Origin of the sequence: Streptomyces sp. NPDC052236 (genome assembly GCF_044548015.1) — a bacterium.
Taxonomy (GTDB): Bacteria; Actinomycetota; Actinomycetes; order Streptomycetales; family Streptomycetaceae; genus Streptomyces.
The window spans coordinates 44,787-64,486 of the sequence record NZ_JBIUBL010000028.1 but is presented as its reverse complement, the minus strand read 5'-3'; the positions used below and the strand labels follow the sequence as shown (position 1 = coordinate 64,486).

18 protein-coding genes and 1 pseudogene are annotated in these 19,700 nt (G+C 69.6%); 13 read left to right on the top strand and 6 right to left on the bottom strand.

Annotation, left to right across the window (positions count from 1 at the left end; translation table 11 throughout):
- Nucleotides 1-108: 108 nt before the first annotated feature.
- Nucleotides 109-1,551 (bottom strand): PLP-dependent aminotransferase family protein, encoded by a 1,443-nt coding sequence (locus ACIHCQ_RS34960; protein WP_399671823.1) that lies wholly within the window; start codon nt 1,549-1,551, stop codon nt 109-111.
- 46 nt (nt 1,552-1,597) lie between these two features.
- On the opposite strand from ACIHCQ_RS34960, the gene ACIHCQ_RS34955 reads away from it, so the two are divergent.
- The 4 genes and pseudogenes from ACIHCQ_RS34955 to ACIHCQ_RS34940 all read left to right on the top strand — a co-directional run.
- Complete coding sequence (locus ACIHCQ_RS34955; RefSeq protein ID WP_399671820.1) at nt 1,598-2,539, top strand: aldo/keto reductase; 942 nt, start codon at nt 1,598-1,600, stop codon at nt 2,537-2,539.
- Nucleotides 2,540-2,786: 247 nt separating this feature from the next.
- Nucleotides 2,787-3,116 (top strand): deoxyxylulose-5-phosphate synthase, encoded by a 330-nt coding sequence (locus ACIHCQ_RS34950; protein WP_399671817.1) that lies wholly within the window; start codon nt 2,787-2,789, stop codon nt 3,114-3,116.
- Complete coding sequence (locus ACIHCQ_RS34945) at nt 3,113-3,976, top strand: SMI1/KNR4 family protein (RefSeq protein ID WP_399671814.1); 864 nt, start codon at nt 3,113-3,115, stop codon at nt 3,974-3,976. The genes ACIHCQ_RS34950 and ACIHCQ_RS34945 overlap by 4 nt, the downstream gene beginning before the upstream one ends.
- A gap of 314 nt (nt 3,977-4,290) precedes the next feature.
- Nucleotides 4,291-4,632 (top strand): annotated as a pseudogene (locus ACIHCQ_RS34940) (DUF2690 domain-containing protein); the annotation flags it as partial.
- Nucleotides 4,633-4,830: 198 nt separating this feature from the next.
- Here ACIHCQ_RS34940 and ACIHCQ_RS34935 read toward each other — a convergent pair.
- Nucleotides 4,831-5,073, bottom strand: coding sequence for a hypothetical protein (locus ACIHCQ_RS34935; RefSeq protein WP_399671811.1), 243 nt, complete (start codon nt 5,071-5,073; stop codon nt 4,831-4,833).
- Between the two features lie 57 nt (nt 5,074-5,130).
- Between ACIHCQ_RS34935 and ACIHCQ_RS34930 the strand changes: the two genes are divergently transcribed.
- Entirely contained in the window at nt 5,131-5,928 is a 798-nt protein-coding gene (locus ACIHCQ_RS34930; protein WP_399671808.1) for a hypothetical protein, read from the top strand.
- Nucleotides 5,929-6,035: 107 nt separating this feature from the next.
- Here ACIHCQ_RS34930 and ACIHCQ_RS34925 read toward each other — a convergent pair whose 3' ends face one another.
- Nucleotides 6,036-7,163 (bottom strand): barstar family protein, encoded by a 1,128-nt coding sequence (locus tag ACIHCQ_RS34925; protein ID WP_399671805.1) that lies wholly within the window; start codon nt 7,161-7,163, stop codon nt 6,036-6,038.
- 190 nt (nt 7,164-7,353) lie between these two features.
- Here ACIHCQ_RS34925 and ACIHCQ_RS34920 point away from each other — a divergent pair, with 190 nt between their 5' ends.
- From ACIHCQ_RS34920 to argJ, 5 genes are all read left to right on the top strand, one after another.
- A complete protein-coding gene (locus tag ACIHCQ_RS34920; protein WP_399671802.1) occupies nt 7,354-7,800 on the top strand; it encodes an SRPBCC domain-containing protein in 447 nt (148 codons plus the stop codon).
- Nucleotides 7,797-8,156, top strand: coding sequence for an ArsR/SmtB family transcription factor (locus tag ACIHCQ_RS34915; protein ID WP_399671799.1), 360 nt, complete (start codon nt 7,797-7,799; stop codon nt 8,154-8,156). The genes ACIHCQ_RS34920 and ACIHCQ_RS34915 overlap by 4 nt, the downstream gene beginning before the upstream one ends.
- Before the next feature lie 14 nt (nt 8,157-8,170).
- The gene (locus tag ACIHCQ_RS34910; RefSeq protein ID WP_399671796.1) at nt 8,171-8,653 is read left to right on the top strand and encodes a hypothetical protein; all 483 of its coding nucleotides are present in this window, start codon (nt 8,171-8,173) and stop codon (nt 8,651-8,653) included.
- A gap of 243 nt (nt 8,654-8,896) precedes the next feature.
- Nucleotides 8,897-9,292 (top strand): DUF6221 family protein, encoded by a 396-nt coding sequence (locus ACIHCQ_RS34905; protein ID WP_399671793.1) that lies wholly within the window; start codon nt 8,897-8,899, stop codon nt 9,290-9,292.
- 317 nt (nt 9,293-9,609) lie between these two features.
- Nucleotides 9,610-10,806, top strand: coding sequence for a bifunctional glutamate N-acetyltransferase/amino-acid acetyltransferase ArgJ (argJ, locus tag ACIHCQ_RS34900; protein ID WP_399671790.1), 1,197 nt, complete (start codon nt 9,610-9,612; stop codon nt 10,804-10,806).
- Between the two features lie 509 nt (nt 10,807-11,315).
- Here the strand turns inward: argJ and ACIHCQ_RS34895 are convergent.
- Nucleotides 11,316-11,678 (bottom strand): hypothetical protein, encoded by a 363-nt coding sequence (locus ACIHCQ_RS34895; protein ID WP_399671787.1) that lies wholly within the window; start codon nt 11,676-11,678, stop codon nt 11,316-11,318.
- A 302-nt stretch (nt 11,679-11,980) separates the two neighbouring features.
- Here ACIHCQ_RS34895 and ACIHCQ_RS34890 point away from each other — a divergent pair, with 302 nt between their 5' ends.
- Entirely contained in the window at nt 11,981-12,277 is a 297-nt protein-coding gene (locus ACIHCQ_RS34890; protein ID WP_399671784.1) for a hypothetical protein, read from the top strand.
- A complete protein-coding gene (locus ACIHCQ_RS34885; protein ID WP_399671781.1) occupies nt 12,274-13,299 on the top strand; it encodes an ABC transporter permease subunit in 1,026 nt (341 codons plus the stop codon). Before ACIHCQ_RS34890 ends, ACIHCQ_RS34885 begins: the two co-directional genes overlap by 4 nt.
- 318 nt (nt 13,300-13,617) lie before the next feature.
- On the opposite strand, the gene ACIHCQ_RS34880 is transcribed toward ACIHCQ_RS34885, so the two are convergent.
- Together ACIHCQ_RS34880 and ACIHCQ_RS34875 are read right to left on the bottom strand one after the other, a co-directional pair.
- Nucleotides 13,618-15,363: an NAD+ synthase gene (locus tag ACIHCQ_RS34880; RefSeq protein ID WP_399671778.1), complete on the bottom strand. Its 1,746-nt coding sequence runs from the start codon at nt 15,361-15,363 to the stop codon at nt 13,618-13,620.
- A 764-nt stretch (nt 15,364-16,127) separates the two neighbouring features.
- Complete coding sequence (locus tag ACIHCQ_RS34875) at nt 16,128-17,165, bottom strand: aldo/keto reductase (protein ID WP_399671776.1); 1,038 nt, start codon at nt 17,163-17,165, stop codon at nt 16,128-16,130.
- A gap of 399 nt (nt 17,166-17,564) precedes the next feature.
- Between ACIHCQ_RS34875 and gyrB the strand changes: the two genes are divergently transcribed.
- Nucleotides 17,565-19,616: a DNA topoisomerase (ATP-hydrolyzing) subunit B gene (gene gyrB, locus ACIHCQ_RS34870; RefSeq protein WP_399671998.1), complete on the top strand. Its 2,052-nt coding sequence runs from the start codon at nt 17,565-17,567 to the stop codon at nt 19,614-19,616.
- Nucleotides 19,617-19,700: the final 84 nt, after the last annotated feature.

Below are 19,700 nucleotides of genomic sequence, written 5' to 3'. Positions count from 1 at the left end.
AAACAGCCCCAATCCCCCATTACGCCAAAGACGGCATGTCACATATCAGCGGCCGAGGTGGCCCCATCGTCGGCGCGTGCCCAGCGCGGTGTGGCGAGGGTGAACTCATCATCCATCGGCGTCGGGCCGTGGCCGCGGAACGCCCGACCGCAACGCTTCGCGCAGAAGCGCGACGGCCGGGGGAATCTCCGTGTCGTTGATGTTGCCGTACCCGAGGACGAGCGCGCGCTCCGCTGACCGCTTCGCGCTGTAGTCGTCCAGGTCCACCAGGCGCAGCCCGACGGCGGCCGCGGCCCGGACCGCCCCGCGGGTGTCGGCGCCGTCCGGCAGGTGCAGCAGGATGTGCAGCCCGGCGGCGGTGCCGGCGACCCGGCCCTGCGGCACCTGGGCGCCGAGCGTGCGGACCAGCAGGTCGCGGCGGGAGCGGAACCGCCGCCGTGCCGCGCGCAGGTGGGCGTCGTACCACCCGCGGTCGATGAAGGTGGCGAGCGCGAGTTGGTCCAGCACCGGTGGCGCGGCGGCGACGAGGTTCGCCGCCCGCAGCGCCGGGGTCATCGCGGCAGGCGCGACCAGCCAGCCCAGGCCGAGGGCCGGCGACAGCGTCTTGCTGACCGAGCCGAGGAGGAAGACCCGGCTCGGATCCATCCCCTGCATGACGGCGACCGGGTGGTGGTCGTAGCGGAACTCGGCGTCGTAGTCGTCCTCGATGACGAAGCCGTCCACCTCGCGGGCCCAGCGCACCAGTTGCGCCCGGCGTGCCGGGGACAGCACCGTGCCGGTGGGAAACTGGTGTGCCGCGCCGACGACGACGGCCCGGGCAGGCGTACGCCCGAGGTCCTCGACGCGCAGGCCGTCGTGGTCCACGGGCACCGGGTGCACATTCAGACCGGCGCTTGTCGCGGCGTCCCGCAGCCGCCCCCAGCCCGGGTCCTCCACGGCCAGGTCGGTGATCCCCTCGGCGTCGCGCAGCGCCCGGCACGTGCGGACCAGACCGTCGGTGACGCCCGCGCACACGGACACGGACGCGACATCCGCGTCGGCGCCGCGCGAGCGCCGCAGGTACTGCGCGACGGTGGTACGCAGTACCGCGTGCCCGGCGGGGTCGGGCAGGCCGAGGTCGTAGTGGACGGCCGAGCCGGTGACCGTTCGGACGGCGTCGGCCCAGCGGCGGCGCGGAAACGCCCGCAGGTCGGGCAGGCCGGGTGCGAGGTCGTACCGGACCGGTGGCGGCGCTGGTACGCGCCGGGCGCGAGGCCGCGGCGGCGCGGTGTCCGGTGACCATGAGACACGCGTGGCGGAGCCCACCCGGGCGCAGAGATAACCCTCCGCGATGAGCTGCCCGTACGCCTGCGTCACGACCCAACGGGAGCAGCCGAGTTCCTCGGCGAGCGCTCGGCTCGGTGGCACGGTGGCGCCCTCCGTCAGCCGGCCGTCCCGGATCGCGGTGCGCAGCGCGTGAGCCAGGCGATCGTGCAGGCGGTGTCGGCCGTGCTCCGCTGGGCCAAGGTCCAGCAGCGTCGCCCAAGCGAGATTGGTCTGGGAAATGGTCACGGGATTGGAGCGTACCGCCGATCCGAATCCGCCTACCGTGAAGGGCATGATCAAAAACCTGGTTCTTGGTTCCATGCTGTTCGGCACGGTTCAGGACGAGCGCCGATCGTTCGAGCTCCTGGACCGCTTCGTGGACGTCGGAGGCGTCTGGATCGACACCGCGAACTGCTACGCGTTCTGGGATGACCCGACCGGCTTCGGCGGGCAGAGCGAGGCGTTGCTCGGGCGCTGGATGGCAAGCCGCCCGGGCGTCCGTGACCGCGTCAGGATCAGTACCAAGGTGGGCTGTGAGCCGACCGTGGCCGGGCGATTCCCGGAAACCGCCGAAGGCCTGTCGGCCGGGGCCGTCAAGAGCGGGATCGAAGGCAGTCTCCGACGGCTCGGTACGGACCACGTCGAGCTGTACTGGGCCCACAAGCCCGATCCGGCCACCCCGCTGGAAGAGACGGTCGCCGCCTTCGACGAGCTGGTGTCCGCGGGTACGGTCGGCCGCCTCGGCTGCTCCAACTACCCCGTCTGGCAGATCGAACGGGCACGGCAGATCGCCCGGGCTCACGGCAGCGCCGGCTTCACCGCAGTGCAGCAGCACCACACATACCTGCGGCCGCGCCCCGCGACCGGGCCCACCGTGGTGCACCGGTTCGGTGCGGTCACGGACGAGGTGCTCCACTACCTGGAGCACCACCCGGACATGGCGCTGTGGGCGTACACACCGCTGCTGAGCGGCGGCTACACCCGCGCGGACAAGCCGCTGCCGGCGGAGTACGACCACCCCGGCACCGCCCGCCGCCTCACGGTGCTCGACGAGATCGCCGCCGAGACCGGCACGAACCGCAACCGGGTGGTGTTGGCGTGGCTGACCGGAGGGAACCCGGCCGCCACGCCGATCGTCGGCGTCAGCACGGTCGACCAGCTGGACGAGGCAGTCGCGGGGGTGTCACTGGAACTGACCGCCGAGCAGCGCGAACGTCTGGACTCCGCGGTGTGACCTGTCAGCAGGGTCGGGGACTGCTGAGTCCAAGGCCCTGCAGACCTTGTGGAGTTGCCGGTCGGCCTCCCCGCCTCAACAGAAACAGGCCTCCACCGTGCCGGTGGCGGAAGTCGGGGGCGGGGATACCACCGCATGGCAGTTGGCCACGCCGGCTGACCTGGGAACAGCAGAAACAGCGGGAACAGCACTCCCTCCAGCTGAAATCGCTTCGATTTCATCGCGGGGTGCCGCATAGTCTGCCCGCATGGCTCATGCGAAGACTTCGTACGTCTGCCTGCCCTGCCGGGCATCGTACAAGCAGCCCTACGACGGGGATCAGCGGCGGATCTGCCCGCGGTGTGCGGAGCCGCTGGTCCATGTGGGCTCGGCGTTCGCCGCGCCCCGACGGCGGGATACCGCGGCCTGGCGGACTCTCTCGGTGCTGCTGAACGCGGGCGTGCGTTTCCACAAGAGCTGCTGCGGCGGCCCCGGATACCGGCCCCGCACCCTGCGCGAGGTACGCGAGCGGATGGCGTACGCGCGGCGATCCGGCAAGCCTTTCTCCGAGGCGCTCGTACTGCGTGACGTGCCGTGACCGGGCACCACGATCTGGTGCGGCTTGTGACGCCGCCGGCCACGCCCATCGATGCCCGTGGGGACTGGACCGCCGCCGAGATCGTGGTTGGCGCTCGGCTGCCCGGCGACTACAAGTGGCTGGTCGACACATACGGACGGGGGGAGTTCTGCGACTTCCTCTATCTGCGGACGCCCTTCGGTACGAGCGAGTACAACGGCATCGAGTGGCAGAGCGGACACCTGACGGGATCGCCTGAGCGGGACAGGGAACGCTACCCGTATCCGCTGCACCCGGCGCCGGGCGCGCTGTTGGTCTGGGGCACTACGATGGACGCCGACCGGCTGTGCTGGGTCGCCGACGGAGCCCCCGAGGACTGGACCGTCGTGGTGTGGAGCCACGAGGACTGGTACGAGACTCATCCCACGGGCGCGGCCGAGTTCATCGAGGGCTGGGCCCGCGGACGGATCAGCTCCCGCCTGCTCATGGACATGGAGCCGGACCTGGCACCGTGGTTCAACGCCTTCCGGCCCCGCCTCCACTGGTGTCTCCGCCTGTCCGAAGGCCCCTTCACCCACCCCGAGCGCCTGCGGCTCCTCCGGGAGGCACTGGATCCCACCGTGGACAGGGGCGCGTGGCGGTCGGAGCACGACGAGATGGGACAGGACCATTTCGCGACGGTCGACACCGACTGGCTGCTCACCTACGACGTGTCCCGCCCCCACCAAATCCTTGTCGGCTTCCCACCCGAAGACAGGGCACAGGTTCGCCGGCGCCTTTCCGCCGCCGTCCAGCTCATGGGATGTGAGCTTCTTCAGCTCACGACGGCAGCGGGTACTCCCCTGCCGGACTGGGGCATGGCCGCGGACGAGACGGAGTAGACCTCGCCGAACTCGCCGGCCATTTCGGACGAGCTGACGAGCTGACGCGCTGACGACTCGGCCGATATCCCGTCGGGGTGCCGGTCGTTGAACGGGCGTGTCGTCGATGTCTCGTTCGCGCCGGTCATGGGTGCACCGTCCTCGGGTGAGGGCGACCGAACGGGCGATGACCCCGATGGCTGGAGACCTGAATCCCCATGTGCGAACCAACAGGAGCCAAACATGAGCGGCGATGACACCGGGAGTACGTCGAACAGTCCTTCCCCGGCTCCGACCACGACGGCCCACAGTGCCCCGGAGCCGGTTGTGACGGCAAGGGCCCGCAGGAGGGTGGCTGCGGCGTCGACGCCGTGACATGGTCGCCCGCGCAGGGCAACCCGACCGGCCTTCAGATCCGGTACAGCGCGCGCTGCGGCGCTGTGTGGGGCCGGATCACCAAGGGTGAGAAGGGCGACAAGGTGACCGTCTCGGTACGGAGCGGAGGCGCGCAAGAAGCGGTCATCGAGAGCCACCACGACAATTTCACCAAGATGGTCACGACCGGAGCATCCTTCCAGGCGGAGGTTTGCGCCGTTCCCTCGATCTCCCTTGCGCGCTCCGGGACATGGAGCAAGTACTGCATCAGCGCCACGGAGAAGACGGACTCGACTCTCTGAACCGTCGACGCCAGGCCAAGTCTCGACGGTTGGAGCCGGTGCCGGCCATGGACCGCGCGGAGGCGGAGCATCAGGTGCTCCCGCCACCGCGAGACGCGATCGGCGCGTCTGGCCCGACGTGGACCGCCGGGACCTGTGGCAGGCCATCACCGAGTACGGCCGCCGGCAACGCCGCTACGGCGCGGTGATCACAGACGCTCAGGCGTCCTGATCCGCACACGGTGCGGGCCATGAGGCCGACGAGGCCTTCGGCTGTTCCCACCGCTTGCTGATGAGTGGCCGGCTGTGTGGGGCGGGCCAGGCCTGCAGTGCGTCTTCGGCGACGCCGAGCCCGTCCAAGACGGTCTGCTCCGTCCATACGTCGCTGAGGTCGCCCTCGGACTCGTCGTCCAGGACGTGGATCTGGAAGTAGTCCGCGAAAAGTTCAAGGTCGGTCGCCACGGAGGCATCATGGCTGCTGCTCGGGGTGTGTCAGACCTGCCTGCAACACTGTGGCCCATGTCCCTCGCTGATCTCAGTCTCGACCAGTGGCTGTCCACCGACCTGCCTACCGCACGTCGCATCGCTCAGGAGGCGGCGGATCTGGTGGCGGGCCGCGTGACCTCCGTCGAGACCATTGAGCACCTCGGCGCACCGCTGCACCGCGTCCGAATCGAGCGGAATGGTGAAGAATTCGCTCTGATACCCGGTGGCACAGTGGCACTCGGATTCGACCTGAGTACCTGGCAGCCGACGCCCGAGCAGACCGCCGACTACGCAGAGAGCCTGAATCAGGGTTTTGGCTACGGCCCCGACCTTCGGGCCCACCTCGCGCAGGTGCTCAGTCCACGCAGGAGCGCCACCTTCGACACGGTGCTGATGGCCGTGGAGGACCAGAATCTGACCGAGCTGCCCGCCGACATGCCTGCCGCCCTCGCGGCTCATGGCTTGCGGATGCCGAGCTCCGACGAGTGGGAGCACGCCTGTGGAGCCGGCGCGGACACCCTGTTCCGGTGGGGCAACAACTGCCCGCTCGACCGTATCCCCTACGGGGACCGCACCGGCCGGCACAACCAGCTCAGCGCCTTCGGCCTGCGCATCGCCTACGACACCTACAGCACGGAACTGACGAGCGACGTCACTGCGGTGCACGGCGGTGACGGCGGCGAGTCAGTGTGCGGCGGTTACGGCCACCTGCTGGCATGGCTGCCCCTGGCCACCGCCAACCGCAACCCTTCCTTGGCCGAGTTCGTGTACAGCCCAGACGGCGAGGACCTCTGCGAGGACTTCTCCACCCGGCCCGTGCTCACGCTCTGAACCTGCGGCGCCGTGGCGGGCTCAGCCAGGGACCTGCGCCATCAGTACGGGAGTCGTTCCGGCGCGGCTGCTGAGGCGTGGTCGGGTCCCGGGTCCCGGGACCCGGGTCACGCCAGGGTGACGTGCATCCCGCCCTCGGCCAGGACATCGAGCACGTCGGCGAACAGGTCGTACGGCTGGCCGTCCGGCCTCAGGACGCGGGACAGGTGCACGCGTGCGGTCGCGGCGTCCCGCCAGAGCAGGGTTGCGGGGGCGGTGTAGCCGAAGGCGCCGCGCAGGCAGTCGACGAGGGCATCCAGGCAGCCACCGAAGTAGCCGCCCGGCCCGTTCACCGCCTCGCCGAGCGCCAGGTACAGGCCCGGGACGTCGGTGATGTGCCGGCCATCGAGCTCGTACCCATGGCCGGCCGGCCGGTCATGGTGTGCGCGCCGGCCGGGTCTCTCCCGGACGAGTTCCAGCGAGGCCACGCGCTGCCGGGTGTCGAGGCCTGCCCAGGCGCCGGGTGTCTGCGGCGGCCCGGCGAGCCATCGCTCCCAGACGGGCCGGGCGTGTTCCGGAACGGGCGTGAAGAGCCCGCCGTCCAGCTCCAGGTCGATCAGATCCGCACCGCGTGCGGACGGGTACCAGGCGGTGACGGTGGCCCACAGCAGCCGCTCGGCAAGCGGCTCGCCCCACTCGCCCCGTATCTCCAGGGCGGCCTGCTCCAGGTCCAGCGACCGCCGGGTCCCCGTCATCAGTACCCGCCTCAGCTCCTCACCCTGGACGAGCCCTCGCAGGACGAGCGGAGGTTCCACCCGCTCGGGCGGCAGGACGCGGGCGAATTCCCGGCAGGAGCCCAGCCACTGATGCCCGTCGTGCAGTCGGACAGGACCTCGGTGTCCCTCGGGCGGGCCCTCGTAGTCGTCCAGGCCGGTGAGCACGAGACCGTCCGTCCCGGGGTGCTGTCCGAGGCTCTCCGCGTCTTCCAGGAGCCAGGGACCGCGTGCCTCGTCTTCCAGGAGCGAGGAACCGAGTGCCTCGTCTTCCGGCACCAGCCACACCCGGCTGCCGGCCCAACCGCGCACCTCGGCTCCTTCCGGAACCCAGCCGAACAGTTCGTACGTTCCGCGCCGGGGCTCCCCGAACAGCCCCTCCGCCTCGGCGCAGACGCCCCAGACGTGGCCGTGCTCCGTCCCGGTCAGCGTGTACCGCGCCCGCCCGTGGCGGTCCTCGTCCTGATGCATGGTGAGAATCATGCCTGGACCAGGAGCGAACGGTGGAGCTGAGCCGGCGTCCAGCCCGCCAGGCCGTCGACGTCGCAGGCGCCGGCGAGGGGGTTGGCCGGCCGATCGCCTCGCGGGTATCGGGGTGCAACTCTCGGGTTGCGCCTGAAGGGGTCGATGTGCAACTCTGGGGTTGCATCCAACGCCACTGAAGGAGCCCCTTATGAACGAGGACCGGATCGAACGCGAAACCCTGATCGCGGCACCCCTGGAGCGGGTCTGGTCACTGGTGGCCCAGCCCGGGTTCTGGGTGGCCGACAAGGCGAGCCTGCCCGGCACGACGGCCAAAGAAGGTGAGTCGATGGTGGCGAAGAACGCCGAGCACGGCGACTTCCCGGTGCGTGTGGAGAAGGTCGAGCCGCCGACGTATCTGGCGTACCGCTGGACCAGCGCGTTCCCCGGAGAAGAGCTGCGCGAGGACAACAGCACCCTCGTGGAGTTCACGCTGACGCAGGAAGGCGACCAGACGCGGCTGCGCGTCGTCGAGAGCGGGTTCGCGGCGCTGGCCGGGTCCGAGGACCTGCGCAGTCAGAACCTGAAGGACCACAGCGAAGGCTGGCCCCTGGAGCTCGACGCGCTCAAGACGCGCGCCGAACAGCCCTCCGCGTGACAGACGAAAGCCGGGGTGGGGTCGACAGCGTCCTGGTCGCGCTGGCCGACCCGACCCGGCGCCAACTGCTCGATCTGCTCGCCGCGCAGGGCGAGGCCACCGCGACGACGCTCGCCGCGCGGCTTCCCGTCTCGCGGCAGGCGGTCGTCAAGCACCTCGCCGTCCTGGACGCCGCCGGGCTGGTTTCCGGCAGCCGGGTCGGACGCGAGGTGCGGTACGCGGTGCGGCCCGCGGCGCTGAACGCGACGGCACGGTGGATGGCCGGACTGGCCGCCGACTGGGACCGGCGGCTGGCGCACATCAAGCGTGTCGCCGAGGCGGCGGAGCGAGATTCGGGCTCGACACGACCAGACTGAAAAGGAAGCACGTTATGGACACGACAGCACTTCGCAGCGCCTACGACAAGCTGCTCGATGCGGCGGCCATCCCCGACCTCGGCGAAGGCGCCGACGGAGGATGGAACGCCGATCAGATACTGGCTCATCTCCTCAGCGTCGACGCCGCGATCGCGGCGGTCGCTCTTGGCGTCGTCTCGGGCTCGCGCCCCACCTTCGACAACCGGATCTCCCTCGACGCCTGGAACCTTGACCGGATCATCGCCGAGCACTCGGGCAGGGCGGAATTGATTGATCACGCCCGTCGCCAGGCAAACGTCCTCTGTGACATCGCCGATCAGCTCAGCGAGGAAGCCACTTCGGTTCTGGTGCCGTCGCTCCTCCTGTCCAACGGCGCGCTCCTGCTGGACCAGCCGATTCCGCTTGCAGGCCTCGTCGATGGCCTCGCCGAGGACCACGTGCCGGTGCATACCCAACAGCTCCTGGACCTTCGCGTCGCCGTCCCTGGGAACACCTGAAAGGCAGCGAACGACGCCGGTGTACTGGCGTGATCAGCTTCGTGGTGGTCAGGACGGGGTGACGGTGCCAGGTCCACCGGGTCGGCATCCCAGCCCTCGTCGATGAGGCGTGGTCGGCGAACCCGGGCGAGAAGGCAAGGACGCCGTCGACGTGTCTGGAGGCAACTGGATCACCGGGGCCAAGGTCCCCCACAATGATCCGGCAGTCACCGCACAGCACGTCACGAGAGGAAGCACCGTCACATGGCCGGCAACACAGACATGGTGACCTTCATCGAGGCACGGCTCACCGAGGAGGAGCACGTCGCGCGGGATGCCGGCGGCGCGAGCTGGAGATGCCCGCCCGAAGTGCCCGGAGAGGTCCACGACAGGACCTCCGGTATCGCGTTCACGGTCAGAGGCGCCGGCTACGACCGGCACATCGCGCTCCAGGACCCGGCTCGTACGCTGGCCCGCATCGAAACCAGCCGCGTTCTGCTCGGCGAGTACACCGAAGTGGCCGACCGCGACACCGACCGCCCGAACGACGACTACACCTCCGGCCGTGCCGTCGGACTCGGCTTCGCAGTACGCCAACTGGCCGCCGAATACGCGTGGCACCCCGACTACAAAGCGAAGTGGCTCCCCCGATTCATCTGAACCGCGGGTTGGGGAGCGTCAGCCAAAGGGCTTCTCCTTCAAGTCGCCGGCCGGCGCACTGCCGCCCGAAGGTCCCTCCGCGTGGCCACTTCGGGTTGCACGTGGTGGCAGTTGCCGCCGGTGTTCGGCCCGTCCGGTCCGACCGGTGAGCATGTGGGCGCTGAAAGGGGGAAGGGCACGACAGCCGGGCGCACCACTGGAGACCGTCGAGCGGACGGTGCCCTGGTCGGCCGGATGCCGCCGCCTGCACCGCCGTTACGAGCGCAAGGGCACTGGACGCTGGACGCGACTGCGATCGGCATGCAAATATATGCCTCATGACACATAATCATGCAGCCGATGAAGGGTGCGTGCCGTTGGTGTGGCCGGACGGCTTCCGGGCTTACACCGGCCATGGAGGGCTGCGCGATCGGGGAGACGACATCTCGATCGTGGCGTCGGACAGGCCGTCCGTCAGCGCCGCGATGTTCACTCAGAGCCGCTTCGCGGGGCCGGCTGTGGTGCTCAGCCGCGCGCACGCCGCCGGACAACGTGTCCGGGCCCTCAGTACGTTGGCTCAGAACGCCAACGTTGCCACCGGGCGGCAGGGCGAGGAGAACGCCGCCGAGGTCGTCCGCCGGGTTGCCGGGATTCTGGACATCCCCGAAGACGAAGTGCTCATCGGCTCCACCGGAGTCATCGGACGCCCGCTGCCGATGGACACCATCCGTACACACTTCGACGAGACCGCGCAGCGCGGTCTGGCGGCGTTCGAGGCGGGACCGCTGGACGTGGCTCGCGCGATGATGACCACCGATACGCGGCCGAAAACGGCCGTACGGACCGTTGGTCAGGCCCGCATCGTCGGCATTGCCAAGGGGGTCGGCATGCTGGAACCCGACATGGCCACCATGCTTGCCTACCTGTTCACCGACGCGGCCCTTTCCCCGGCCGACCTGGACATCGCGCTTCGCGGCGCTGTGGAGAAGACCTTCAACTGTCTGAGCGTGGACACCGACACTTCCACCTCCGACACCGTGGCTGTGATCGCCAATGGCGCGGTCGGCCCGGTCGACTTCGCGGAGTTCTCCCTCGCACTCGCCGACCTGTGTCTGGACCTGACCACACAGCTGGCTGGTGACGGGGAAGGCGCGACAAAGCTTCTGCGTGTCACGGTCGGCCAGGCCAGGGATTACGGGCAGGCCAAACGCGTCGCAAAGAGCGTGGTGAACTCGCCGCTGGTCAAAACCGCGGTGCACGGCGCCGACCCGAACTGGGGCAGGGTCGTGATGGCCATCGGCAAGAACACCGACGACACGGACATCGAGCCGGACAAGGTAACCGTGCGGTTCGGCGCGATCGAGGTATATCCCGAAGAGCCCGAACCGGACACCCTCGACCAACTCGTCAGCATCATGCGGCAGGACGAGGTCGACATCACCATCTCCCTCGGCCTCGGTGACGCCACGGCCACCGTCTACGGCTGCGACCTGTCCGAGGGCTACATCCGCGTCAACGCGGACTACACCTCATGACGGCCGCCGATCGCAGCTGAGCACCCCGTATGGTCCTGACCGAGCCCTGATCAGCCGTGCCACACCCCGGTCGCGGCGGTGGTTCTGACGTAGTCGGTGAAGTCGCGGGGTTCGCGACCAAGAGCCCGCTGAACGCCGTCGGCGGCGGCCCTCACTGATCCAGCCGAAGAGCATGTTCAGCAAGGCGACGAAATCCTCCGGCAAGCCGCGCCGCGCGGCGTAGGCCGCGAAGTCGGCCGATGAGACGGGACACACTCCCGGCAGTACCGCCGGCCCGCTACCGCGATCAGCCCAAAGCACGACCCACAGGGGCCCCGACCGTACTTTCGGCTGGTCCGCCGCGCGCCCCGGATTCCTAGTCTCGGCAGTATGGATACGTACAGGGATACCGCGAGCCGGCCGACGGGCGGACGCCCGGGCGCAGCGGCGGCCAACGTCGGGCTCGGGATCGTATTCGCGCTGGGGACCGTCTTCACGGCGTACATGATCGGCGACAGCTGGGGTGGCGCCTACTGGGTGTGCGACGCCGCCGTCGGTGTGGTCGTGTGCTCCCTGGCGCTGCTCCGCGAGCGGCAGCGGGCGGGTACCGCGATCGCGGGACTGGCCGTCGCTGCCGCAGCCGTCGCCGTGTCCGCGGCCGCCGATCTGCCGCAGGAGCCGGCGCCGGTCACGGCGCTGGCCCTGTCCGTGCTCATCGGCTCCGCGCTGCGGGCCCTGCCGCCCGGGCAGTCCGCGGGTATCGCCGCCGCCGGCCTCGCGGTGGTCGTGGGCGCCTGGCTCTCCGGGTCCAGTGCGGTCGCGGCGTTGGCCACCCTGGCCTGGATCGCCGCCGTCGCGGTGGGCGGTGCCAGTGTGCGGGGCCCCCGCTCCACCAGAGGATGGTTCGGGGCCTCCCCGTCGCCTCTGGCCGTACCCACCTGGCCAGGTCGCGCAGGGAACTGGCCTCCCGGGATGACCACGCACAGGATGTGTGTCGCCGCCCCGGGGTTGCGTACGCCGGGGACCAGTGCGCCCAAGACCGTTCGGGGCGTGCGACTGATCGGGCTCACTCCTGCTCAGCCTTCAGGAACGGTTTCTGGAGAACCTGGTCGAGTTCGTCGCCGAACTCGGTGCCAGTGCGGTCCTGTCGTCACATCTGCTCGGCGATATCGAGCAGGTCTGCGACTACCTCGTCGTGCTGTGCGACTCCCGGGTGCAGGTCGCCGGCGATGTCCGGGACCTGCTGGCCGCCCATCACCGGCTTCTCGTGCCGCGCGGTCGGCTGCCCGCAGGGGCGGACGCCGGGATGGGCGCCGGGGTGGACGCCGGGGTGGAGATCATCCGGGTCGAGGACGGCAGCGCGATCGTACGCAGTCGGGCGGGGGCGCCGCCGCCGGCGTATCCGGTCGAGCTCGTGACGCTCGAAGAGCTCGCACTGGCCTATATGACCCGGGCGATTGCTGTGCCCCCGGCGCGAGAGGTCGCGCGATGATGTGGCTGAGCTGGCGGCAGTTCCGTATCCAGGCGCTCGTCGCCGCGGTGGCGCTGGCCTTGATCACCGCCTATCTGGTGTATCTCGGCGGGGATATCCGCACGGCCCACAACGCGTACCGGTCCCGGTGCCCGAGCGAGGGTGAATGCGCCCGGGCCGCGGTCCAGTTCCGTGGCGCCTACAAGAACACGTTGCTGTTCCTCGCCGGCGGGCTGGCGCTGATCCCCGCCGTCATCGGTACGTTCTGGGGCGCGCCGCTCATCGCCCGGGAACTCGAAGCGGGCATCCACCGGCTGGTCTGGAACCAGAGCGTCACCCGCGGCCGCTGGCTGCTGACCAGGCTGCTGGTCGTCGGGCCGGCCGCCATGGCCGTCACAGGAACGGCGACCGCCCTGCTGACGTGGGCGGCGGGCCCGTTCGACGAGGTGGCCCAGGACCGGTTCAGCGCCGTGGTGTTCGGCGCACGCCACATCGCGCCCCTCGGCCATGCCGCCCTCGCTGTCGCACTCGGCACCGTCATCGGTCTCCTCGTACGCCGGACGCTGCCCGCGATGGCCCTGACGCTGGTGGCCTTCATCGCCCTCCAGTTCGTGGTGCCCAATCTGGTACGGCCCCATCTCATGCCCCCGGAGAAGGTGTCCCTGCCGATGAGCGCCCGGGCCTTCAACGAGGCCCGGAGTCTGGGCAGCATCACCGGCGCGGCTGTCGTGGGCGGTGTGAGCGTTCCCGGTGCCCCGGATGCCTGGATCAGCGATACGAGCTCGCTGCGCACCGCCGACGGCCGGTCACTCGGCGAGGCCGCGTTCAACGAGTGCCTCAACAACCCGCCCAGCACAGGCGCCGACGGCACGTTCGGCGATACGGCGGTGTGCCTCGGCAAGCTGGACCTGCACGTCGACGTGTCGTACCAGCCCGGTCACCGCTACTGGGCGTTCCAGTGGATGGAGACGGCGCTCTATCTCGCGGGCAGCGGACTCCTGACGGCGTTCGGCCTCTGGCGCATCCGGCGCCGGGTGAGCTGAGGCGGCGGGCGCTGCCGGGCTTCGTCGGCCGGGTCCCACCGCCGGTGCGGTTAGTGGACCTTGAGCGGGGCCCGCTACCGGGCCGACCGGCCCGGGGCGGTGGGACCGGCGGCGAGCCGTTCGACAGCACTGGACGGCTCCGGCCAGCCGTCGGGCGGCCCGGTCCTGGTCCTGGTCCTGGTCCTGGTCCATCAGGATGTGACCTCGGTCGCCGTCGCACCGGACGGATCCCGCGCCGTCAGCGCCTTTCCGAGCCCCTCGCGAACGGCGGTCACCGGCGGTCACCAGGGCCGAGCCTCCCACCCGGTCAGCCCTGCGTCAGGCGGACTGGCGCCAGCGGTTGGTGATCGGGAGGCGGCGGTCCTTGCCGAAGACCTTCGGTGAGATCTTCGTGCCCGGCGGGTACTGCCGCCGCTTGTACTCCGCCGTGTCGACCATCCGCAGCACCCGCGTCACCAGTTCCGCGTCGTGGCCCGCCGCCACGATCGCGTCGCGCCCCTGGTCGCGGTCGATGCAGAGGGACAGGATCTGGTCCAGCACGGTGTAGTCGGGCAGGGAGTCGGTGTCGACCTGCCCCGGCCGCAGTTCGGCGCTGGGCGGCTTGCTGATGGAGTTCTCCGGGATGGGCGGGGTGTGGCCGCGTCCCAGTGCGGCCCGGTTGCGCCAGCGGGCCAGGGCGAAGACCGACGTCTTGTAGACGTCCTTGATGGGCGCGTAGGCGCCTACCGAGTCGCCGTAGAGGGTGGAGTAGCCCACCGCCAGCTCGCTCTTGTTGCCGGGCGCGAGCACGATGTGCCCCTCCTGGTTGGACAGGGCCATGAGCAGCGTCCCGCGCAGCCGCGACTGCAGGTTCTCCTCGGCGAGCCCGGTCAGCCCCAGCGCCCCCATGTAGGCGTTGAACATCGGCGCGATCGGTATGGTCCGGAAGTTCAGCCCGGTCAGCCGGGCCAGTTCCGCCGCGTCGGCGACCGAGTGCTCCGAGGAGTACGGGGACGGCATGGCCACCCCGTGAACGTTCGCAGCGCCGACGGCGTCGCAGGCGATGGCGGCGACCAGGGCGGAGTCGATGCCGCCGGAGAGCCCGATCAGCACGCTGCGGAAGCCGTTCTTGGCGACGTACGCGCGCAGGCCCACGACCAGCGCCGTGTACATCTCCTCGTCGTGACCGAGGCGTGCCGCGCACCCGCCGGGGAGCTGGACCTCGTACGGGGGCAGCGGCTCGGCCGAGATCGTGCGGTGGTCGACCACCAGCCCGTCGTCGCCGACGGGCGGCTCCTCGGCGGCGGCCGGGAGTTCGAGGTCGACCAGCATGCAGCCCTCCTCGAACTGCCGCGCCCGGGCGATGACCTCGCCCCGCGCCGACACCACGATGGAGTCGCCGTCGAAGACCAGCTCGTCCTGCCCACCCGTCATGGTCAGGTAGGCCAGCGTGCAACCAGCCTCCTGGGCGCGCTTGCGGACCACGTCCAGGCGGTCGTCGTGCTTGTTGAGCTCGTACGGGGAACCGTTGATGGAGAGCAGCAGCCCGGCCCCGGCGGCCCGGGCGGCCGGGGCCCTGCCGCCGTCCTGCCACAGGTCCTCACAGATCGCGAGCGCGACATCGACGCCGTGCACCCGCACCACGGGGAGCGTGTCGCCCGGCACGAAGTACCGGACCTCGTCGAAGACGCCGTAATTCTGCAGACGGTGCTTCGCGAGCCGCAGCACGACCTCGCCCCGGTGCAGCACAGCGGCGGCGTTCTGCGGCGCGCCGGCGGGCTGACCGTGGCGGGGCGGCGCCTCGCTACGGCCGACGTAGCCGACGACCACCGGCAACTCCCCGCAGCCCTCGTCGGCCAGCCGCCCCGCGAGTGCGTCCAGCGCGGCGCCGCCGGCATCCACAAAGGAGGAACGGAGTGCGAGGTCCTCCAGGGGAAAGCCGGTCAGCGCCATCTCGGGGAACGCCACCAAGTGGGCTTCCTGCCCGGCCGCATGCCGGGTCCAGCGCACGATCGACTCGGCGTTCCCGGCGAGGTCGCCGACGGTCGAGTCGATCTGGTTCATGGCGAGACGAAGTTGAGGCACTCGCCGAGTGTACGAGAGTAATCGTCACACCGACACAATGGGCCCGGCGCGCCAACCACCAACGGACCCCCGTGCTGCCGTGACCCAGTTGAAGTGCTCTACCGGATGAATCCGGGAGATTCCGTTCTACCTTGCGGTGGCGGGTCCGGTACAGGTGCGAGACGTTCCGGAATCGCGGCGTCCGCATGCGCGAGCGTCCGCGAGGAGATCACCGTGAGCTCTGCGAAGACTTCGAAGCCGAGCTGGAGCAGTTCAACGGTGAAATACACGCGGAGCAAGTCCTACGGCGGCGCACCGACACCGACAGCGACAGCGACAGCGACAGCGACAGCGAGCGACATGAGCGACATCCTCGTCGGATGCACCGCACGGATTCCCTGTCCCCGGCAGCGCCCCGAAGGAACAACCATGAAATCCAGCCGATTTGATCCCACCGGCATACCGAGCACAAGCAGCTGAGGTCGATCAACCTCACGACCGGGCGCTCCCGGGTCGAAGCCCATCACCTCGGCGTCGGCCTGCCCCCCCGGGGTCACCCGGGCCGAGCCCGACCGACACCGACGCCGTTCGCCCGGCCACGCCAGTTCGCTGGACTCGCCACAGGCCCGGCCGGCTCCCTCCTCATCTCAGCCAACGGGGAGGGAAGCATCCTCATGCTGCGTCAACGGTCCGGTCGATGACCGGACAACACCCGCCCCGCACCGTCGTAAGGACCTGCGGGCGGCGCCACGGGACTGCGGAAGCAGAACGGCGCTGCCCCTCCTTCATCCTGCAAGGGGTGGGTTGAGACGCGCGAAGCCTTCCTGTCGCTCGTACGGGAAATAGGGGTAGGGAGCCGTTCTGGCGCTCGCGGTGTCGAGTCTCGCTGCCTGATCTGCTGTCAGGCTCCAGCCGACGGCGCCGAGATTCTGTCGGAGCTGGTCCTCGTTGCGTGCGCCGATGAGGACGGAGGAGATGGTGGGGCGCCCCAGCAGCCAGTTGAGGGCGATCTGGGGGATGGACTTACCGGTCTCCTTCGCGATCTCGTCGAGCGTGTCGACCACGCGGAAGAGGAGGTCTTCCTGCACGGGCGGGCCGTAGTCAGCGGTGCGGTGCAACCGGCTCCGGGCCGGGAGCGGTTGGCCGCGGCGGACCTTGCCGGTGAGCCGTCCCCAGCCGAGCGGGCTCCAGACGATGGCGCCGACGCCCTGGTCCCGTGCGAGCGGCATCAGCTCCCACTCGTAGTCGCGGCCCACGAGGGAGTAATAGACCTGATGTCCCGCGTAACGCTGGTAGCCGTACCTGTCCGCGACGGCGAGCGACTTCATCAGGTGCCAGCCGGAGAAGTTGGAGACCCCGGTGTAGCGGAGCTTGCCGGCCCGTACGAGGTCGTCGAGCGTGGACAGCACCTCCTCGACCGGCGTTCCCGCGTCGAAGGCGTGCAGCTGAAAGAGGTCGATGTAGTCCGTGCCGAGGCGGCGCAGTGCGTCCTCGACGGCCTTGATCAGGCGCGGGCGGGATGTCCCGGCGTCGCCGGGTCCGTCGCCCGTGGGCAGGCCGGCTTTGGTGGAGAGGATCACCTGGTCGCGGCGCCCCTTGATCGCGGCGCCGAGCACCTCCTCCGAGGCTCCGCCCGAGTAAACGTCAGCGGTGTCGAACATCGTCACCCCGGCCTCCAGGCAGATGTCCACCAAGCGGCGCGCCTCCTGGGCGTCGGTGTCGCCCCAGGCGCCGAAGAGCTCTCCGCGGCCGCCGAATGTTCCGGCGCCGAAGCTCAGCGCGGGGACCATGAGCCCTGATGCTCCCAGCCTTCTGTATTCCATGGTTGACGTCCTTCCTCGTGCGGTTCCCCGTGACGGGGTCATGCGATCGCTTACTAACGGGTTTACGGTTCCGTTAGTGCGCGCTTCAACGTAACAGAGATCGGGCACTAACGGAAAGGGAGTCCCGTTACGCAAGGCGGCGATCGCCCCGCAAACCCGCGTGCGGCAGCCCGTGCCGCAGGTGCCCTGCCCCAGGAGAAGCGCAGGTCACACTTCTCCAGGCGAGCCAAGAACCTCCAGGTAGTGCCGAAGTCCCGGGGCGGGCTTGCTCCTTCGCACCCATGGACAGCAACCGGTCGAGGGTTGCGGGCACATCGTCGACATGCCCAGTAGGTGACGGCATCGGCCGGCTCGGCAGCCGAACTGTCGGTCCGGCCCCAGATCCCGCACGAGTCCTTCGTGACCGATCCCGGCAACCCGACCGAGCCCGTCCCCGCTGCCGTTCCTACTCCGCTCGCCGGCAGTGGCCCGGCGCCGGAGCCGTCCTACGACGGCAATGCCATCACCGTCCTCGACGGGCTCGACGCGGTCCGCAAACGGCCGGGCATGTACATCGCGACGACCGGCGAGCGCGGCCTGCACCACCTGGTGCACGAGGTGGTCGACAACTCCGTCGACGAGGCCCTGGCCGGTGTGGCCGACACCATCGACGTCACGATCCTCGCCGACGGCGGCATCCAGGTTGTCGACAACGGCCGTGGCATCCCCATCGACATCGTCCCCTCCGAGGGCAAGCCCGCCCTGGAGGTCGTTCTCACCGTGCTGCACGCGGGCGGCAAGTTCGGCGGCGGCGGCTACGCCGTCTCCGGCGGCCTGCACGGCGTCGGCCTCTCCGTCGTCAACGCCCTGTCCACGAAGGTGTCCGCCGAGGTGCGCAGGGACGGCCACCGGTGGAGCCAGGACTTCAAGGCCGGCATACCCACCGCTCCGCTCGCCCGGCACGAAGCCACCACCGCCACAGGCACCACCATCACCTTCTGGGCCGACGACAACATCCTGGAGACCACCGACTACTCCTTCGAGACCCTCTCCCGCCACTTCCAGGAAGTCGCCTTCCTCAACAAGGGCCTGACGATCTCCCTGACCGACGAACGCGCCTCGGCCAGGGCCACCACCGGCGCCGAATCAGCCGACGGTGACACCGACCGGCAGGCCCGGACGGTGACCTACCACTACGAGGGAGGCATCGCCGACTTCGTCGCGTACCTCAACTCCCGCAAAGGCGAGACCGTCCACCCCACCGTCATCTCCTTCGACGCCTCCGACCCAGGGCGGACGCTGTCCGCCGAGATCGCGATGCAGTGGAACACCGGCTACAACGAAGGTGTCTACTCCTTCGCCAACGCCATCCGCACCCACGGAGGCGGCATGCACGAGGAAGGGTTCCGCACCGCCCTGACCGCCCTGGTCAACAAATACGCCCGCGACAAGAAGCTGCTCCGCGACAAGGACAACAACCTCACCGGCGACGATGTCCGCGAGGGCCTGACCGCGATCATCTCGGTCAAGCTGGGCGAGCCCCAGTTCGAGGGCCAGACCAAGACCAAACTCGGCAACACCGGGGCGAAGACCTTCGTCCAGCGCGTGACGTACGAGCACCTGTCCGACTGGTTCGACCGCAACCCCACGGAGGCCGCGGACATCATCCGCAAGGCCACCGCCGCGGCCACTGCCCGCGTGGCCTCCCGCAAAGCCCGCGACCTCACGCGCCGCAAAGGACTGCTGGAAAGCGCGGCCCTGCCCGGCAAGCTGTCGGACTGCCAGTCCAAGGACCCGGCGAAGTGCGAGATCTTCATCGTCGAGGGTGACTCGGCCGGCGGCTCGGCGAAGTCCGGCCGTAACCCGATGTACCAGGCGATCCTGCCGATCCGCGGCAAGATCCTGAACGTCGAGAAGGCCCGGATCGACAAGATCCTCCAGAACACCGAGGTCCAAGCGCTGATCTCGGCCTTCGGCACCGGAGTCCACGAGGACTTCGACCTCGGCAAGCTCCGCTATCACAAGATCATTCTGATGGCGGACGCCGACGTCGACGGCCAGCACATCAGCACCCTGCTGCTGACCTTCCTCTTCCGCTTCATGCGACCCCTGATCGAGGCCGGACACGTCTACCTCTCCCGCCCCCCGCTGTACAAGATCAAGTGGGGCCGCGACGACGTCGAATACGCCTATTCCGACCGCGAACGCGACGCCCTGGTCGAACGCGGCCGGCAGACCGGCAAGCGCCAGCGCGACGACACCATCCAGCGGTTCAAGGGGCTCGGCGAGATGAACGCCGAGGAGCTGCGCGTCACCACCATGGACGTCGACCACCGGGTCCTCGGCCGGATCAGCCTTGACGACGCCGCCCAGGCCGACGACCTCTTCTCGGTGCTGATGGGCGAGGACGTCGAGGCCCGGCGCTCGTTCATCCAGCGCAATGCCAAGGACGTCCGCTTCCTCGATATCTGAATCCAGGCCACCTCCTGCCCGAACCCGAACCTGAACCCGAGCACCGCCGCCGTGGACCCTGATCCAACGGCGGCGGTACGCATT

What these genes read in the sequence shown, in the direction of transcription:
- ACIHCQ_RS34955 (WP_399671820.1), top strand. Translation starts at nt 1,598, where the DNA reads ATGATCAAAAACCTGGTTCTTGGTTCCATGCTGTTCGGCACGGTTCAG.
- ACIHCQ_RS34950 (WP_399671817.1), top strand. Translation starts at nt 2,787, where the DNA reads ATGGCTCATGCGAAGACTTCGTACGTCTGCCTGCCCTGCCGGGCATCG.
- ACIHCQ_RS34930 (WP_399671808.1), top strand. Translation starts at nt 5,131, where the DNA reads ATGTCCCTCGCTGATCTCAGTCTCGACCAGTGGCTGTCCACCGACCTG.
- ACIHCQ_RS34925 (WP_399671805.1), bottom strand. Translation starts at nt 7,163, where the DNA reads ATGATTCTCACCATGCATCAGGACGAGGACCGCCACGGGCGGGCGCGG.
- ACIHCQ_RS34920 (WP_399671802.1), top strand. Translation starts at nt 7,354, where the DNA reads ATGAACGAGGACCGGATCGAACGCGAAACCCTGATCGCGGCACCCCTG.
- ACIHCQ_RS34910 (WP_399671796.1), top strand. Translation starts at nt 8,171, where the DNA reads ATGGACACGACAGCACTTCGCAGCGCCTACGACAAGCTGCTCGATGCG.
- ACIHCQ_RS34905 (WP_399671793.1), top strand. Translation starts at nt 8,897, where the DNA reads ATGGCCGGCAACACAGACATGGTGACCTTCATCGAGGCACGGCTCACC.
- argJ (WP_399671790.1), top strand. Translation starts at nt 9,610, where the DNA reads ATGACACATAATCATGCAGCCGATGAAGGGTGCGTGCCGTTGGTGTGG.
- ACIHCQ_RS34885 (WP_399671781.1), top strand. Translation starts at nt 12,274, where the DNA reads ATGATGTGGCTGAGCTGGCGGCAGTTCCGTATCCAGGCGCTCGTCGCC.
- ACIHCQ_RS34875 (WP_399671776.1), bottom strand. Translation starts at nt 17,165, where the DNA reads ATGGAATACAGAAGGCTGGGAGCATCAGGGCTCATGGTCCCCGCGCTG.